The following is a 14,741-nucleotide window of genomic DNA, read 5'->3' on the forward strand; positions in this document are numbered from 1 at the left end:
CTCTAAACCTTTGATAACCCTTGCCTTACACCGCAGCAGCACCGGATACGATCTCTGTCAGCTCCTGGGTAATACTGGCCTGACGGGCCTTGTTGTATACCAGTTGCAGATCGTTAATCAGGTTACCGGCGTTGTCAGTCGCGGCTTGCATGGCAACCATTCGGGCTGCCTGTTCACTTGCCAAGTTTTCCACTACACCCTGGTAAACCTGAGATTCGACATAGCGAACCAGCAGGGTATCCAGCAGCTTCTTGGGATCCGGCTCATAGAGGTAATCCCAGTGGTGTTTCTTGGCGAGCTTGCTGTCTTCAGTTACGGGCAAAGGCAGCAGTTGATCGACCCGTGGTTGCTGCACCATGGTGTTGACGAACTTGTTGTACACCAGATACAGCTTGTCAATCTCACCGTTGTCGTAAGCCTTCAGCATGACCTTGACTGAACCAATCAGGTCATTGACGCTCGGACTATCGCCCAGTCCTGCGACATGAGCTTTCACCTTGGCGCCGTGCCGTTCAAAGAAGTTGGAGGCCTTGTTACCGATCAATGCCAGGTCAACCTTGGCACCTTTCGCGCTCCATTGCTTCATATCATTGAGGGCAGCCTTGAACAGGTTGATGTTCAAACCGCCACACAGGCCACGGTCGGTGGAGACGACGATGTAACCCACTCGCTTGACCTCACGTTCGATGAGGTAGGGGTGCTTGTATTCCAAGTTCCCCTGAGCGATATGGCCGATCACCTTGCGCATGGTTTCAGCGTACGGACGGCTGGCAGACATGCGTTCCTGCGCACGGCGCATTTTGCTTGCTGCCACCATTTCCATAGCGCCGGTGATCTTCTGAGTGTTTTTCACACTCCCGATCTTGTTACGTATCTCTTTTGCGCCGGCCATCTCTTACTCTCCATCAAGTGGCAGCTCACGCTGCCACACACGCTTACCAGGTCTGGGTTGCTTTGAAGCTATCCAGCAACGCAGTCAGCTTGCCAACGATCGCGTCGTTGTAGTCGGCTTTGGCATTGATTTCAGCCATCAGCTCGGCATGCTGGGTATTGGCGTAAGAGAGCAGAGCGGCTTCGAAGTCGACGATCTTGTTCAGCTCGACATCGGAGAGATAGCCTTTCTCGGCGGCGAACAGCACCAGAGACTGGTGAGCCACGCTCAGCGGAGAGTACTGCTTCTGCTTCATCAGCTCGGTCACTTTCACACCGTGATCCAGCTGCTTGCGAGTCGCCTCGTCCAGATCGGAAGAGAACTGGGCGAATGCCGCCAGTTCGCGATACTGGGCCAGCGCGGTACGGATACCACCGGACAGCTTCTTGACGATCTTGGTCTGAGCAGCACCACCTACACGGGATACGGAGATACCCGGGTCAACCGCCGGACGAATACCGGAGTTGAACAGCTGTGAAGTCAGGAAGATCTGACCATCGGTGATGGAGATCACGTTGGTCGGAACGAACGCAGATACGTCACCCGCCTGGGTTTCGATGATCGGCAGGGCGGTCAAAGAACCGGTTTTGCCTTTCACTTCACCCTTGGTGAACTTCTCTACGTACTCGGCGTTAACGCGAGCAGCACGCTCCAGCAGACGGGAGTGCAGATAGAAAACGTCACCCGGGTAAGCTTCACGTCCTGGCGGACGGCGCAGCAGCAGGGAGATCTGGCGATAAGCTACGGCCTGCTTGGACAGGTCATCATAGATGATCAGCGCGTCTTCACCGCGGTCACGGAAGTACTCACCCATGGAGCAACCGGCATACGGAGCCAGGTACTGCAGAGCAGCCGCTTCGGAGGCAGAGGCAACAACCACGATGGTGTTGGCCAGGGCGCCGTGCTCTTCCAGCTTGCGCACCACGTTGGCGATGGTGGAGGCCTTCTGGCCAATCGCAACGTAGACACACTTAATGCCGGAATCTTTCTGGTTGATGATGGTGTCGATCGCGATGGCGGTCTTACCAACCTGACGGTCACCGATGATCAGCTCACGCTGGCCACGACCGATTGGGATCATGGCATCGATGGCTTTCAGACCGGTCTGGACCGGCTGGTCAACAGACTTACGCTCGATAACGCCCGGTGCGATCACTTCGATCGGCGAGAAGCCGTCGTTGTCGATCGGACCTTTACCGTCGATCGGCTGACCCAGGGTGTTCAACACCCGGCCCAACAGACCACGACCTACCGGCACTTCCAGAATACGGCCAGTACCTTTTACTTTCATTCCTTCTGACAGACCGTCATAGGAACCCATAATCACCGCACCAACGGAGTCACGCTCCAGGTTCAATGCCAGAGCGTAGCGGTTGCCCGGCAGCTCGATCATCTCACCCTGCATGGCATCAGCCAGGCCGTGAATACGAATGATACCGTCGCTCACAGAGACGATAGTACCTTCGTTACGCGCTTCGCTCTTTACATCAAACTGCGCAATGCGCTGCTTGATCAGCTCGGCGATTTCAGTGGAATTCAGTTGCATGCTCTAATACCCCAATCAAGATTGCAGCGCGTCAGCCATGCGATCCAGCTTACCGCGGACTGTGCCGTCGATTACCAGATCACCGGCCTTGATGAGCACCCCGGCCATCAAGGACGCATCGATGCTGCAATTCAGCTTCACTTTGCGCGCGAGACGTTGTTCCAGAGAAGCCTGAATATTGGCTTTCTGCTGGTCGGTCAGTTCGATCGCCGAAATCACGTCAGCCTGAACCTCTTTATCCAGTTCAGCTTTGAACGCTACAAATTCAGCAACGACCGCCGGCAGCACACCCAAGCGACCATTCTCGGCCATCACCCGGATCAGGTTCTGGCCATGCACGTCGAGTTGCTCACCGCAGACACCGACAAACAGCGTTGCCAGCTCTTCGGCGGCCACAGAGCCGTTTACCAGGTTGTGCATGGTCTCGTTTTCCACTACTTGCGCAGCGAAACCGAGCATACCCAGCCACTGGTCAACCGCCTTGTGCTCAACGGCAAACTCGAAAGCAGCCTTGGCGTAGGGGCGAGCGATTGTAGTCAGTTCAGACATAGCCCCGTTCCCGTTACAGTTCTGCTACCAGTTTGTCGACGATGTCGCTGTTGGCAGCCTGGTCGATTTGACGCGCCAGGATCTTCTCTGCACCAGCAATGGCAAGAGCAGCAACCTGCTTACGCAGTTCTTCTTTGGCACGATGACGTTCAGCTTCGATCTCGGCACGGCCCTGAGCCAGGATTTTTTCCCGCTCAGACTGGGCACCAGCGGCAGCTTCATCAATGATCTGGGCTTTACGTTTGTTAGCCTGCTCAATGATTTCAGCAGCCTGCAGCTTGGCTTCTTTCAGCTGATCGGTGGCGTTGGCCTTGGCCAAATCCAGATCTTTCTTGGCACGTTCGGCAGAAGAGAGACCGTCAGCAATAGCTTTCTGACGGGCTTCGATGGCTGCAATCAGCGGCGGCCATACGTACTTCATGCAAAACACTACGAAGAAGAAAAAAGCAATTGCTTGGCCGAGGAGGGTGGCATTGATATTCACAGCCGATGTCCTCTTAAGTTAGTTAATGGGTTATGCCTGGAGAGTCGTACGACTTAGCCAGCAACCGCAAACATCACGTACAGACCCAGACCAACGGCGATCATCGGGATCGCATCCACCAGACCCATTACGATGAAGAACTGGGTACGCAGAACAGGGATCAGATCCGGTTGACGAGCAGCACCTTCCAGGAACTTGCCACCCAGGATACCGATACCGATGGAAGCGCCGATAGCAGCCAGACCCATCATCATTGCAGCAGCGATGTACAGCAGGTCCATGTTCAAGTTTTCCATGAGGATCTCCAGTTATTTAGATGTAATTGATTGTATAAAAAGGATTATTTGAGTTGCATCAACCATGGTCTTCCTGCGCCATCGACAGATAGACGATGGTCAGAACCATGAAAATGAATGCCTGCAAAGTGATGATCAGGATGTGGAAAATTGCCCAAGGCACGGACAGGATCCACTGTGACCACCAGGGTAACAAACCAGCAATCAGGATAAAGATCAGTTCGCCAGCATACATGTTGCCGAACAGTCGAAGACCCAGAGAAACAGGTTTGGAAATCAGCGTAACAGTTTCCAGGATGAGGTTAACCGGGATGGCCGCCGGGTGGTTGAAAGGCTGAAGCGTCAGCTCCTTCACAAACCCGCCGATACCCTTGACCTTGATGCTGTAATACAGGATCAAGAAGAACACGCCCAAAGCCATGGACATGGTGATGTTAACGTCAGCAGAGGGAACCACACGCAGATAGGGAATACCCATCAATTGTGCAGCGTGAGGGATAAAGTCAACGGGGATCAGATCCATGAAGTTCATCAGGAAGATCCACACAAACACCGTCAGCCCCAAAGGTGCGATGACCTTGTTGCGACCGTGAAAGATGTCTTTGACGTTACCATTCACAAACTCGACCAGCATCTCCACAAAGCACTGCAGCTTACCCGGCACCCCGCTGGTAGCGTTAACGGCTACTTTGCGGAACAGCAGGATAAACAGGGCGCCTAGCACGACGGAAAATACCATTGAGTCGATATTGACCGTCCAGAACCCGGACCCGACTTGAAGGTGGGTCAGGTGGTGGGAGATATATCCCTGAGGAGTCAGGACTTCTCCGGTTGCAGACATGAGTTTTCCTAATAGTGGTTGTTAAGCGTGAATGAAACCATCCACTGTACAACGAGGGCGAGGATATAAGTGGCGAAAAACGAGACGGTAACGACCTCGACTCCCGCACCAAACATCAGGGCGAATAGACCTGTTGTAGAAATGAGCTTAATCCCTGCCCCACCATAAAAGTCCCGCAAAACCAGGCCCACACTCTCGGTTGTCACCTTGCGGCGCAGCACCCAGACAGTAAACAAGGCTTGAGGAACCCAGTACATCCCCCCTCCGTAGAGGGCGGAATAACCGGCGCTGGCACCAGTCAGGTAAAACCAGACGGCACTCATCGCCAGGATCAGGATGAGCTGACAAACGAGCATAACCAAGGCCAGTGTCAAACCTTCCAAGGCTATTTTCTGCTTCACCAACCTACCCCTGAACATTACAGAACTGTAAAAAATCGGGATCCGAAGACCCCATGTTAACAGCTCTTAAAGCCGGTCAAATTATACCCTTGAGGGCAGCTATTGCAATATGACAAAAATCCTTAATTTTTGCGGCTTTCCGCGGCAAATCAGGGTTATGGTCATATCAAAAGGAATGGATGTTTTATTACTACAAAAAGCGTAAAAATCACGATTCCGACACGCCAAAATAGCCCAATATACGGTCCAAATCGGACAAATTCTCGTAACTTATTACTAACTTCCCGCTATCCCGCTTGCCAGGCTGAAGTTGCACCTGATTGCCAATTTTTTCTGCCAGTTGGCGCTCTAGGTAGCCGATCTGCGGATCACGGGCCGGTTCGACCCTGGCTTTTGCCGGTTCGAGCGCTTTTTGCACCAGCTTCTCGGTATCGCGTACGGTCAGCCCTTTCTGGGCAACCAGCTTGGCCAGTTCGGACTGGGCCTGGCCACTCAGGGCCAGCAGGGCACGGGCATGGCCCATGTCGAGGTCACCATGCTCGACGAAACGCTTCACGTCATCGTTGAGCTGGTTGAGACGCAACAGGTTGGTCACCGTGGTGCGGGACTTGCCCACCGCCTCGGCCACCTGCTGGTGGGTGAGTTCGAATTCGGTCAGCAGTCTTTGTAAAGCGACCGCCTCTTCGATGGCATTGAGGTCTTCCCGCTGAATGTTTTCAATCAGCGCGATGGCGACGGCAGCCTCATCGGGTACATCCTTGACGATGCAGGGCACCACCTCAAGCCGCGCCAGCTGGGACGCGCGCCAGCGCCGCTCACCGGCAATGATTTCGAAGGATTGTTCGCCGAGAGGGCGTACCACGATGGGCTGGATCACCCCCTGGGCGCGGATGGAGTTGGCAAGCTCTTCCAGTGCATCCTGGGACATGTCCTTGCGGGGCTGGTACTTGCCGGACTGCAACCACTCCACCGGCAGCTTGCGCAGCTCGCCCTGATTGGTGGGGGCCATGGCCTCTTCAGTACGTTGATCGCTCATCACCTGTTTCTGGCGGGCAGCCGTGCTGGTACTGAGCAGGGCATCCAGCCCCTTGCCCAGTCCACGTTTTTTCGGAGTCATATGCTCTCTCGGTCTGCGATGGTCGCCTGACGTTCCTGCTCCTGGCGGCGCAGGATCTCGCCAGCCAGTGCCAGGTAGGCCTTGGCGCCCACCGATGATTTGTCATAGTGCATGGCCGGGGCACCGAAACTCGGGGCCTCAGCCAGTCTAACGTTGCGGGGAATGATGGTGCGGTAGACTTTGTCGCCAAAGTGCTGTTTTAGCTGATCGGACACATCATTGGCCAGCCGGTTGCGATGATCGAACATGGTGCGTAGCACCCCTTCGATCTTGAGCTCCGGATTGACCACGGCGGCCAGCTTGCTGATGGTGTCGACCAGGGCGGTGAGCCCCTCCAGCGCGTAATATTCGCACTGCATGGGCACCAGCACGGAGTCGGCGGCGGCCATGGCGTTCACGGTCAGCATGTTGAGAGAGGGCGGGCAGTCGATGAAGACGTAGTCGTATTTGTCCCGCACCGAAGCCAGCGCATTGCGCAGGCGGATTTCGCGAGCGAAAAATTCCATCAGACGGATTTCGGCCGCGGTCACGTCGGCGTTGGCGGCAATCAGGTGATAGCCCCCGGTGGTTTCGGGGATGATCACTTCGCTGATGGGGGCATCCTCGATCAGCAACTCATAGGCGGTGCGCTCGACGTCATACTTGTCGACACCGCTGCCCATGGTGGCATTGCCCTGCGGATCCAGATCGATCACCAGCACCTTGCGCCGGGTGGCAGCCATGGAGGCGGCCAGATTCACACAGGTGGTGGTTTTACCCACTCCACCCTTCTGGTTGGCTATGGCGATGACTTTTCCCACACGATCCCCTAAATGAAACTGCGACCCTATTCGGGCTGGATATGTTTGAATTCCAGCAGATGACGTTCGCCTTCCAGCTCCGGCACCCGCAACTCATGACAGGCTACCAGACGGATATTGGCAGGCAACTGGGCCAGCTCCTGTTCGGGATATTGTCCCTTGAGTGCCAGGAAGCAGCCCTGTTCTGACGGCAGGTGGTGACACCAGCTCAGCATGTCCTCCAGCGAGGCAAATGCCCGACTCAGTACACCATCAAATCCCACCTCGGGTTGATACTCTTCAACCCGGGATTTGACCGGCGTCACATTGGTCAGACCCAGCTCCTGGATCACCTGACGGATGAAGTTGATCCGCTTGCCCAGACTGTCGAGCAGGACGAACTGCTTGTCCGGATTGATGATCGCCAGCGGCAATCCCGGCAGGCCGGGACCTGTCCCCACGTCGATGAAGCGCTCACCGTGCAAGTGGGGGCTTACCACCAGGCTATCGAGGATATGCTTGACCAGCATGGCGTCCGGCTCTCGCACCGAGGTGAGATTGTAAGCCTTGTTCCACTTGTGCAGCAACTCGACCAACTGCACCAGTTGGCTCTTTTGGGTATCGGTGATAACAATTTCGGCCTGCTTGAGCAGGCCGTTCAATCTTTCCAGCATATTTTCCAACGGTAAGAATCCTCAGGCGGTTTTACGCAACAGGCCGTGTTTTTTCAGGTGAACCAGCAGGATGGAGATGGCCGCCGGGGTGATGCCGGAGATGCGGGAAGCCTGACCAATGGTCTGCGGCTTGGCATCGTTCAACTTGGCTTTCACCTCGTTGGAGAGGCCGTTCACCTCGCGATAGTCCAGATCCAGCGGCAGCAGGGTGTTCTCGTTGCGCAGCTGCTTTTCCACTTCATCATGCTGACGCTCGATGTAACCGGCGTACTTGATCTGGATCTCAACCTGTTCGGCCGCGGCAGGATCAGTCACGGAAGGGCCGACACCTTCGATGGCCATCAGCGCATCATAGGTCACCTCGGGGCGACGCAGCAGCTCTTCCAGACTCTGTTCGCGGGTCAGCGGCGTGTTGACCAGGGCGTTGACTGCCTCCAGTGACGGATGTTGCGGGTGGATCCAGGTTGAACGCATGCGCTGACGCTCCAGCTCGACCTGTTCCATCTTGGCGTTGAATTTGCTCCAGCGCTCGTCATCCACCAGACCCAGTTCGCGACCGATGGCAGTCAGGCGGATATCGGCGTTGTCTTCCCTCAGCAGCAGGCGATATTCGGCGCGGCTGGTGAACATGCGGTAAGGCTCGCGGGTCCCCAGGGTGGAGAGATCGTCCATCATCACGCCCATGTAGGCCTGATCCCGACGAGGATTCCAGGGATCCTTGTCCTGCGCACGCAGGGCCGCGTTCAGGCCGGCCATCAGGCCTTGTGCCGCCGCCTCTTCGTAGCCGGTCGTGCCGTTGATCTGGCCGGCAAAGAACAGATTTGGAATGCACTTGCTCTCCATGTTGGCCTTGAGATCCCGCGGATCGAAGAAATCATATTCGATGGCATAGCCGGGGCGGGTGATGTGGGCGTTCTCGAAGCCGCGCACGGAACGGACGATCTGCACCTGCACGTCAAACGGCAGGCTGGTGGAGATCCCGTTCGGATAGAGTTCGTGGGTGGTCAGGCCTTCCGGCTCGACGAAGATCTGGTGCGCTGTCTTGTCGGCGAAACGGGTGATCTTGTCTTCGATCGATGGGCAGTAGCGCGGGCCGATCCCCTCGATCACCCCGGCGTACATGGGGCTGCGATCCAGGTTATTGCGGATCACTTCGTGGGTACGCTCGTTGGTATGGGTGACGTAGCAGGGCACCTGACGGGGATGCTGGCTGGCATCGCCGATAAACGAGAAGACCGGACGCGGATCGTCGCCATGCTGTTCCTGCATGACGGAGAAATCGACGCTGCGGGCATCGATGCGCGGCGGGGTGCCCGTCTTGAGGCGATCGATGCGCAGCGGCAGTTCACGCAGGCGCTGGGCCAAGGCGATCGAGGGAGGATCCCCGGCACGGCCGCCCTTGTAGTTTTCCATCCCGATGTGGATCAACCCGTTCAGGAAGGTACCGACCGTCAGCACCACTGTCTTGCCGCTGATGCGGATCCCGCTCTGGGTGACCACACCGGCAACACGATCCCCGTCCATGATCAGATCGTCACAGGCCTGCTGGAAGATCTTCAGGTTCGGGTAGTTCTCCAGCATCTGGCGAACGACAGCCTTGTAGAGCAGGCGATCCGCCTGGGCACGAGTGGCTCGCACTGCCGGGCCCTTGGAGGAGTTGAGGGTGCGGAACTGGATCCCGCCAAGATCGATGGCACGCGCCATGATCCCGCCGAGTGCGTCAACTTCCCTGACCAGGTGTCCCTTGCCGATCCCGCCGATCGCCGGATTACAGGACATGTGTCCCAGCGTATCGATATTGTGGGTCAGCAACAGGGTGTTCATGCCCATACGGGCAGCCGCTGTTGCTGCTTCGGTTCCGGCATGACCGCCACCGACGACGATCACATCAAATTGTTCATGGTATTGCATTGGGATCACCTTGATCTGCACGCCTGAAGATCTTTATTTGCCTGGGCTAAAGGGCGGAACATTCTATCTGTTTCGCGTCCTGAGGGGAACGTCTACTTAACGTTCAGTATGAAGGGAGGATCCACTAATTAGATCTTAAGGATCTTTAGATCGATCTTTTACTGGATCTCTTATTAGGATCCGCCCTTTCTGTTGATAAGCACTTTTTGATCATAAAGATCATTAATTTAAGGACGATCCTAGCTTGTGGAAAAGCTTGGATCCTGGCCTGGTGAACGAGGGGATAACCAGGGCTTTTATACACAGAGGTCTGTCGGTCTGGATCTAATACATGGATAACTATAGGTTTTGCAGAGCTTTACACCGTAGTTATGCACATTACCCCTGGGCGTTGTGGGTAACCTTGTAGAACAACTCCCCCGGATCAATCTGTTAATAACATGGTGGATAGTCGATCTGGGGATAAGTGGGGAGATCAAGCTTTTTTTCAGGATCTCCCGCACGCTGATCAGGCGATCATCGTCATCCAGTCGCGGATCCACACTTCGGCGGCATCTTCGGGGATCTCGTGTTGGGTCACATCAATGTCGAGCCGCTCGCCGATCCGGCTGGCACCGCACTCGGCCAGCAGCCGATCCAGCGTCTTGCCACCCTGGCAAAAGGTGTCATAACTGCTGTCACCAAGGGCGATCACGCCATATTTCAATGAATTAAGGTCCGGATGCTGCTCGGCAAGATCCTTGGAGAAGGGTTGCAGGTTGTCGGGCACATCCCCGGCACCATGGGTGGAAGTGACCACCAGCAGGATGGATCCCGCATCATCCAGCACCTCTGCCAGCTTGGCCGGGTTGTGGATCCGGGTCTGGTGGCCAGCCTGTTCCAGCAGGTTGGCGACGTGGTCTGCGACATATTCGGCGGCGCCCAGCATGGAGCCGACGACGAGATTGAGTTTGGCCATGAAATGGATCCTGATTTCAGACAAAGAAACGGAAAGCCGGATTCTACCGCCAAAGGGTGTGGATAAATATGGATAAAGCTTGGGGATAATGGATCCAGTCAGATAATGCCACCGGATCCATCCTGCCGATCTTTTTTCTGCTTCTTTATATTCCTCTCCATTTTCTTCTCCGCTCATAGCTCTCCTGATGACTCCCATCCCCCGTAAAATCCTGCCAACGACGCAGTTAGATAACAATGCAGATGCAAATGATTAGCAATTATTGAATCGATTCGATCACGGCTCCTGTAGTAGGATTGCGCTGCTTTATTCGCCCATGGAACAGGGTGATGTCGTGACAAACGACCACAAATAACAATTAAAACAACATAACTCATTGATAAACGAGACTTTAATATGATTGCGCAAAAATACACTACAGGACCCGGCAAGAAGGGCGCCTTCGGCGTGCTTTCGCTCTCCGGTTTGCTCGTCTCCCTGCCGCTGATGGCCGAACAAACTACCGCTGAGCTGCCCAAAGCCAGCGAAACCATGGTGGTGACAGGTACGGCCATGAAGGTGGAAGTGCCGATGGCCGAGACCCCTCGCGCCGTCTCCGTGGTTAACCGGGAGGAACTGGATCAGCACGCCGTGTTGCAGCTGGATGAAGCGATTCGCTACCGTTCCGGCGTATTGACCGGTCTCTATGGTTCCGACAACAACACCGACTGGTTCAAGGTACGTGGCTTCGATGCCGCCTCTTATCTGGATGGCAACCGGTTGTTTGGCACCGGCTACTACGTCTGGACGCCGGAACCGTTTGGTCTGGAGAGTGTGGAAGTGCTGAAGGGGCCTGCCTCGATCCTTTACGGTGAGGCGCCTCCGGGCGGGGTGATCAATGCCATCAGCAAGCGGCCGACCGCCACGTCGCAAGGGCTGGTGGATCTGCAGCTTGGCAGCCGGGATCATCGTCAGGTCGGGGTGGATGTCTCTGACGCGCTCTCCGACAACAGCCGCTACCGCATGGTTGCTCTTTATAAAGAGCGTGATGGGGTGCTTACCGGTACTTACAACGATCGGGTTTATCTGGCGCCGAGCGTCACCTTCGATCTTTCGGATCGTACCAGCCTGACCCTGCTGGCCAGCTTCCTGCACGACGAAGGGGTCCCGACCAACGGCTTCTTCCCGGTCTATGGCACCCTGAATACGTCAGGTGGCCAGATTGATCCCTCCACCAATCTGAGTCAGCCGGATTACGATCGCAACCGCAATACCCAGATCTCCACCGGTTACGAGCTGGCCCACCAGCTCAACCAGACCTGGGAGTTCAAGCAGAACGTCCGCTTCAACTACAACGATCTGCTGCTGCGCCAGACCTATATCTTCCCGACCTATGAAGGCACAACCGCCAGTCGTGGCCTAGTTTACCGCGATGGCAATACCAAGAGTGCCACCATGGATAACCAGATGGTGGGCTACTGGAACACCGACAGCACCGAGCAGACCTTGCTGCTGGGGGTGGATCTGCAGCGTCACGTCAATGAAGGGGTCGAGGCCGACAACTACGGTATGGGCACCATTAATACCATGAACCCGGATTACAGCGGCTTCCCCGGTTTTGACGAGTCGACCGCCACTCACCAGAAGAGCAGCAAGGGCCAGAGCGGTCTCTATGCCCAGCACCAGATCCGCTGGGACGATCGCTGGTTGCTGACTGCCGGTGGCCGTTTCGACTATGTGGAGACCCACAACACCAATACCAGCAAGGACGAGCGCCAGTACGATCACGAGCTATCCCTCTCGGGCAGCCTGATGTATCTGGCTGACAACGGCCTCTCTCCCTACTTTGCCTATGCCGAGTCGTTCGAGGTGCTGCCGGGGATAGATCCCAACACCAAGAGTTCCTACAAGCCGCTCAAGGGCAAGCTCTACGAGACCGGCGTGAAGTATGCGCCAGCCTTCCTCGACGGTTACATCAATCTGGCGCTGTTCGATCTGGCCCAGACCAACTCGCTGGTCTCTACCGGTTCCGGCCAGCAGACCCAGGCGGGTGAAGTGACCTCTCAGGGGGTTGAGCTGGAAGGGAGCGTGCAGGTAACAGATGCGCTGCGTCTGACCGCTGCTTATACCTACACAGATGCCAAAACCAACGACACCGGCAGTGGCGATCGCCGTGCCAGCCTGATCCCGCGCCATCAGGCCTCCTTCTGGGGTAACTACAAGGTGCAGCAAGGGGTGGCTTCGGGTCTGGAGCTGGGTACCGGTGTACGTTATATCGGTTCCAGCGTGGGTATTGGCGCCGTGAATGCGGACTACACCCCCATCTACGGCTCTGCCGAGGTGCCGGCCCATACCGTGTGGGATGCGATGATCGGGTATGACTTTGCCAAGAACTGGCGTGCCCAGCTCAACGTCAACAACCTGCTGGGTGAAACCTACGTGGCCAGTTGTGACTACTACTGCTACTACGGCGAGCCGCGCAGCGTAGTGGGCAGCATCAACTACCGCTGGTAATCGAAGTCGGGCGGGAACCAGATTCCCGCCCTTCTTTTCACCCGCAGTTGTTCTGATCTCTCTGGAATACCGGTCCGTTATGGAACTCTTGTCTCTGGTTTATCGCCAATATCGTTGGCCCTTTATCGTCATTACCCTGCTCAGTCTGCTCAGTGCCGTCAGCGGGATTGGCGTCATTGCTTTTATTAATCAGTCTCTTATCGAATCTATAGGTGATCCGCTGCCGATCCTTGGTCAGCTGGTCGGCCTGATTGTGTTGCTGCTGGTGATCACGCTCGGATCTCAGCTGGCCCTGACCACCCTCGGTCACCATTTTGTCTACCGGTTGCGCGGCCGTCTGCTCAAGCAACTGCTGGATACCGATGTCGCCCGCATCCGCCAGATTGGTCAGGGGCCGCTGCTGGCATCCCTCTCCAGCGATATCGGCCAGATCACCATCGCCTTCGTGCGCCTGCCGGAGCTGGTGCAGGGGCTGGTGCTCACGCTGGGTTCTGCCCTTTACCTCGGCTGGCTCTCTCCTGCATTACTCGGGGTGACCGCGCTCTGGGTCACCTTCACCATGGTGGTGGGCTGGTTGTTGGTGAACCGTGTTTATCGCCATATCTCCCACATGCGTCAGGCCGAAGATCGGCTCTATCAGAACTATCAGGCCATCATCGCCGGCAGCAAGGAGCTGGCGCTCAACCGCGAGCGGGCTCACTTCGTTTACCACCAGCTCTATGAGCAAAATGCCCGTGACTACCGCCAGCAGATCATTCGCGCCGACACCTATCACCTGAGCGCGGTGAACTGGTCGAATATCATGATGCTGGGGGCTATCGGTCTGGTCTTCTTTCTGGCCAACGGCCTTGGCTGGGCCAACACCAATGTGGCTGCTACCTTCGCCCTGACCCTGCTGTTCCTGCGCACCCCGCTGTTGCAGGGGATTGGCGCCCTGCCGACCCTGCTTGCCGCTCAGGTGGCGTTCGACAAGATCGCCGCCCTCAATCTGGCCGAGCCGGATGCGGACTTCCCGCTGCCGCCCGCCATCCGACCCTGGCAGCGTATCGAGCTGGAGCAGGTGAGCTTTCACTATCAGGGGGAGTGCGGTTTTGCCGTTGGCCCCATCGATCTGGTCATCGAAAAGGGGGAGCAGATCTTCATCATCGGCGGCAATGGCTCCGGCAAGTCGACGCTGGCCATGCTGCTGACCGGCCTTTACCAGCCGGTATCGGGCCGGATCCTGCTGGATGGTGAGCCGATCACCGATCGCAACGGCTATCTGGCGTTATTCTCAGCCATCTTCACCGACTATCACCTGTTCCAGCACCTGCTGGGGCCGGAACCCAAGGATGAGCTGGTGGCCGAGTGGCTGGAGCGGCTGCAGATGGGCAGCAAGCTCACCATCGAGGATGGATTTATCGCCGATATCGATCTCTCCCAAGGGCAGCGCAAGCGGGTCGCCCTGCTGCTGGCGCTGGCCGAGCAGCGCGAGGTGATGCTGTTTGACGAGTGGGCCGCGGATCAGGATCCCCAGTTCCGGCGCATCTTCTATCAGGTGCTGTTGCCGCGCCTCAAGGAGATGGGCAAGACGGTGATTGCCATCAGCCACGACGATCACTACTTCCCGCTGGCCGATCGCCTGCTGGAGATGCGGCAGGGAAAACTCACCGAACTGACCGGCGCGCGCCGTGCCGCAGTGAGCCGCGATGCGATCGCCCATCTGGATTGCGAGGTGCCGGCTTGATGCCGGCACCGATGAGACTGGCGGCAAGCTAGCAC

Annotated in this window: 14 protein-coding genes; 2 read left to right on the forward strand and 12 right to left on the reverse strand. The window is 56.6% G+C overall.

The genetic code is table 11. The features are described 5' to 3' along the window. Nucleotides 1–25: 25 nt before the first annotated feature. From atpG to mioC, 12 genes are all read right to left on the reverse strand, one after another. A complete protein-coding gene (atpG, locus tag NOM06_RS17235; RefSeq protein WP_005339343.1) occupies nucleotides 26–892 on the reverse strand; it encodes a F0F1 ATP synthase subunit gamma in 867 nt (288 codons plus the stop codon). A gap of 43 nt (nucleotides 893–935) precedes the next feature. Further along, nucleotides 936–2,477: a F0F1 ATP synthase subunit alpha gene (gene atpA / locus NOM06_RS17240; RefSeq protein ID WP_005339342.1), complete on the reverse strand. Its 1,542-nt coding sequence runs from the start codon at nucleotides 2,475–2,477 to the stop codon at nucleotides 936–938. A gap of 15 nt (nucleotides 2,478–2,492) precedes the next feature. Further along, a complete protein-coding gene (gene atpH, locus NOM06_RS17245) occupies nucleotides 2,493–3,026 on the reverse strand; it encodes a F0F1 ATP synthase subunit delta (RefSeq protein WP_005339341.1) in 534 nt (177 codons plus the stop codon). 13 nt (nucleotides 3,027–3,039) lie between these two features. Then, nucleotides 3,040–3,510, reverse strand: coding sequence for a F0F1 ATP synthase subunit B (gene atpF / locus NOM06_RS17250; RefSeq protein ID WP_005339336.1), 471 nt, complete (start codon nucleotides 3,508–3,510; stop codon nucleotides 3,040–3,042). A gap of 53 nt (nucleotides 3,511–3,563) precedes the next feature. Then, nucleotides 3,564–3,806, reverse strand: a complete 243-nt coding sequence (atpE, locus tag NOM06_RS17255) for a F0F1 ATP synthase subunit C (RefSeq protein WP_005307205.1) — start codon at nucleotides 3,804–3,806, stop codon at nucleotides 3,564–3,566. 58 nt (nucleotides 3,807–3,864) lie between these two features. Next, entirely contained in the window at nucleotides 3,865–4,647 is a 783-nt protein-coding gene (gene atpB, locus NOM06_RS17260; RefSeq protein WP_005339335.1) for a F0F1 ATP synthase subunit A, read from the reverse strand. 8 nt (nucleotides 4,648–4,655) lie between these two features. Then, the gene (locus NOM06_RS17265) at nucleotides 4,656–5,066 is read right to left on the reverse strand and encodes an ATP synthase subunit I (RefSeq protein WP_019445506.1); all 411 of its coding nucleotides are present in this window, start codon (nucleotides 5,064–5,066) and stop codon (nucleotides 4,656–4,658) included. A 190-nt stretch (nucleotides 5,067–5,256) separates the two neighbouring features. Beyond that, nucleotides 5,257–6,165 (reverse strand): ParB/RepB/Spo0J family partition protein, encoded by a 909-nt coding sequence (locus NOM06_RS17270; protein WP_005342343.1) that lies wholly within the window; start codon nucleotides 6,163–6,165, stop codon nucleotides 5,257–5,259. Next, on the reverse strand, nucleotides 6,162–6,965 hold the full coding sequence (locus tag NOM06_RS17275; RefSeq protein ID WP_005357226.1) for a ParA family protein: 804 nt from the start codon (nucleotides 6,963–6,965) through the stop codon (nucleotides 6,162–6,164). The genes NOM06_RS17270 and NOM06_RS17275 overlap by 4 nt, the downstream gene beginning before the upstream one ends. A gap of 26 nt (nucleotides 6,966–6,991) precedes the next feature. Then, entirely contained in the window at nucleotides 6,992–7,618 is a 627-nt protein-coding gene (gene rsmG / locus NOM06_RS17280; RefSeq protein WP_123174231.1) for a 16S rRNA (guanine(527)-N(7))-methyltransferase RsmG, read from the reverse strand. Between the two features lie 21 nt (nucleotides 7,619–7,639). Further along, nucleotides 7,640–9,529 carry a tRNA uridine-5-carboxymethylaminomethyl(34) synthesis enzyme MnmG gene (mnmG, locus tag NOM06_RS17285; RefSeq protein ID WP_058056584.1) on the reverse strand — a complete coding sequence of 630 codons (1,890 nt, stop codon included), beginning with the start codon at nucleotides 9,527–9,529 and terminating at the stop codon, nucleotides 7,640–7,642. Between the two features lie 508 nt (nucleotides 9,530–10,037). Further along, nucleotides 10,038–10,487, reverse strand: coding sequence for an FMN-binding protein MioC (gene mioC, locus NOM06_RS17290; protein ID WP_005355827.1), 450 nt, complete (start codon nucleotides 10,485–10,487; stop codon nucleotides 10,038–10,040). A 396-nt stretch (nucleotides 10,488–10,883) separates the two neighbouring features. On the opposite strand from mioC, the gene NOM06_RS17295 reads away from it, so the two are divergent. Both NOM06_RS17295 and NOM06_RS17300 read left to right on the forward strand, forming a co-directional pair. Next, the gene (locus NOM06_RS17295; protein ID WP_255912507.1) at nucleotides 10,884–12,980 is read left to right on the forward strand and encodes a TonB-dependent siderophore receptor; all 2,097 of its coding nucleotides are present in this window, start codon (nucleotides 10,884–10,886) and stop codon (nucleotides 12,978–12,980) included. 79 nt (nucleotides 12,981–13,059) lie between these two features. Next, complete coding sequence (locus NOM06_RS17300; protein WP_255912509.1) at nucleotides 13,060–14,706, forward strand: multidrug ABC transporter permease/ATP-binding protein; 1,647 nt, start codon at nucleotides 13,060–13,062, stop codon at nucleotides 14,704–14,706. Nucleotides 14,707–14,741 lie beyond the last annotated feature (35 nt).

It is taken from the genome of Aeromonas sp. JL9, from assembly GCF_024436075.1.
GTDB classification, from domain to species: domain Bacteria; phylum Pseudomonadota; class Gammaproteobacteria; order Enterobacterales; family Aeromonadaceae; genus Aeromonas; species Aeromonas veronii.

What these genes read in the sequence shown, in the direction of transcription:
- mnmG (WP_058056584.1), bottom strand. Translation starts at nt 9,529, where the DNA reads ATGCAATACCATGAACAATTTGATGTGATCGTCGTCGGTGGCGGTCAT.
- rsmG (WP_123174231.1), bottom strand. Translation starts at nt 7,618, where the DNA reads ATGCTGGAAAGATTGAACGGCCTGCTCAAGCAGGCCGAAATTGTTATC.
- atpE (WP_005307205.1), bottom strand. Translation starts at nt 3,806, where the DNA reads ATGGAAAACTTGAACATGGACCTGCTGTACATCGCTGCTGCAATGATG.
- NOM06_RS17265 (WP_019445506.1), bottom strand. Translation starts at nt 5,066, where the DNA reads ATGTTCAGGGGTAGGTTGGTGAAGCAGAAAATAGCCTTGGAAGGTTTG.
- atpG (WP_005339343.1), bottom strand. Translation starts at nt 892, where the DNA reads ATGGCCGGCGCAAAAGAGATACGTAACAAGATCGGGAGTGTGAAAAAC.
- NOM06_RS17295 (WP_255912507.1), top strand. Translation starts at nt 10,884, where the DNA reads ATGATTGCGCAAAAATACACTACAGGACCCGGCAAGAAGGGCGCCTTC.
- atpB (WP_005339335.1), bottom strand. Translation starts at nt 4,647, where the DNA reads ATGTCTGCAACCGGAGAAGTCCTGACTCCTCAGGGATATATCTCCCAC.
- NOM06_RS17300 (WP_255912509.1), top strand. Translation starts at nt 13,060, where the DNA reads ATGGAACTCTTGTCTCTGGTTTATCGCCAATATCGTTGGCCCTTTATC.
- atpH (WP_005339341.1), bottom strand. Translation starts at nt 3,026, where the DNA reads ATGTCTGAACTGACTACAATCGCTCGCCCCTACGCCAAGGCTGCTTTC.
- mioC (WP_005355827.1), bottom strand. Translation starts at nt 10,487, where the DNA reads ATGGCCAAACTCAATCTCGTCGTCGGCTCCATGCTGGGCGCCGCCGAA.
- NOM06_RS17270 (WP_005342343.1), bottom strand. Translation starts at nt 6,165, where the DNA reads ATGACTCCGAAAAAACGTGGACTGGGCAAGGGGCTGGATGCCCTGCTC.
- atpA (WP_005339342.1), bottom strand. Translation starts at nt 2,477, where the DNA reads ATGCAACTGAATTCCACTGAAATCGCCGAGCTGATCAAGCAGCGCATT.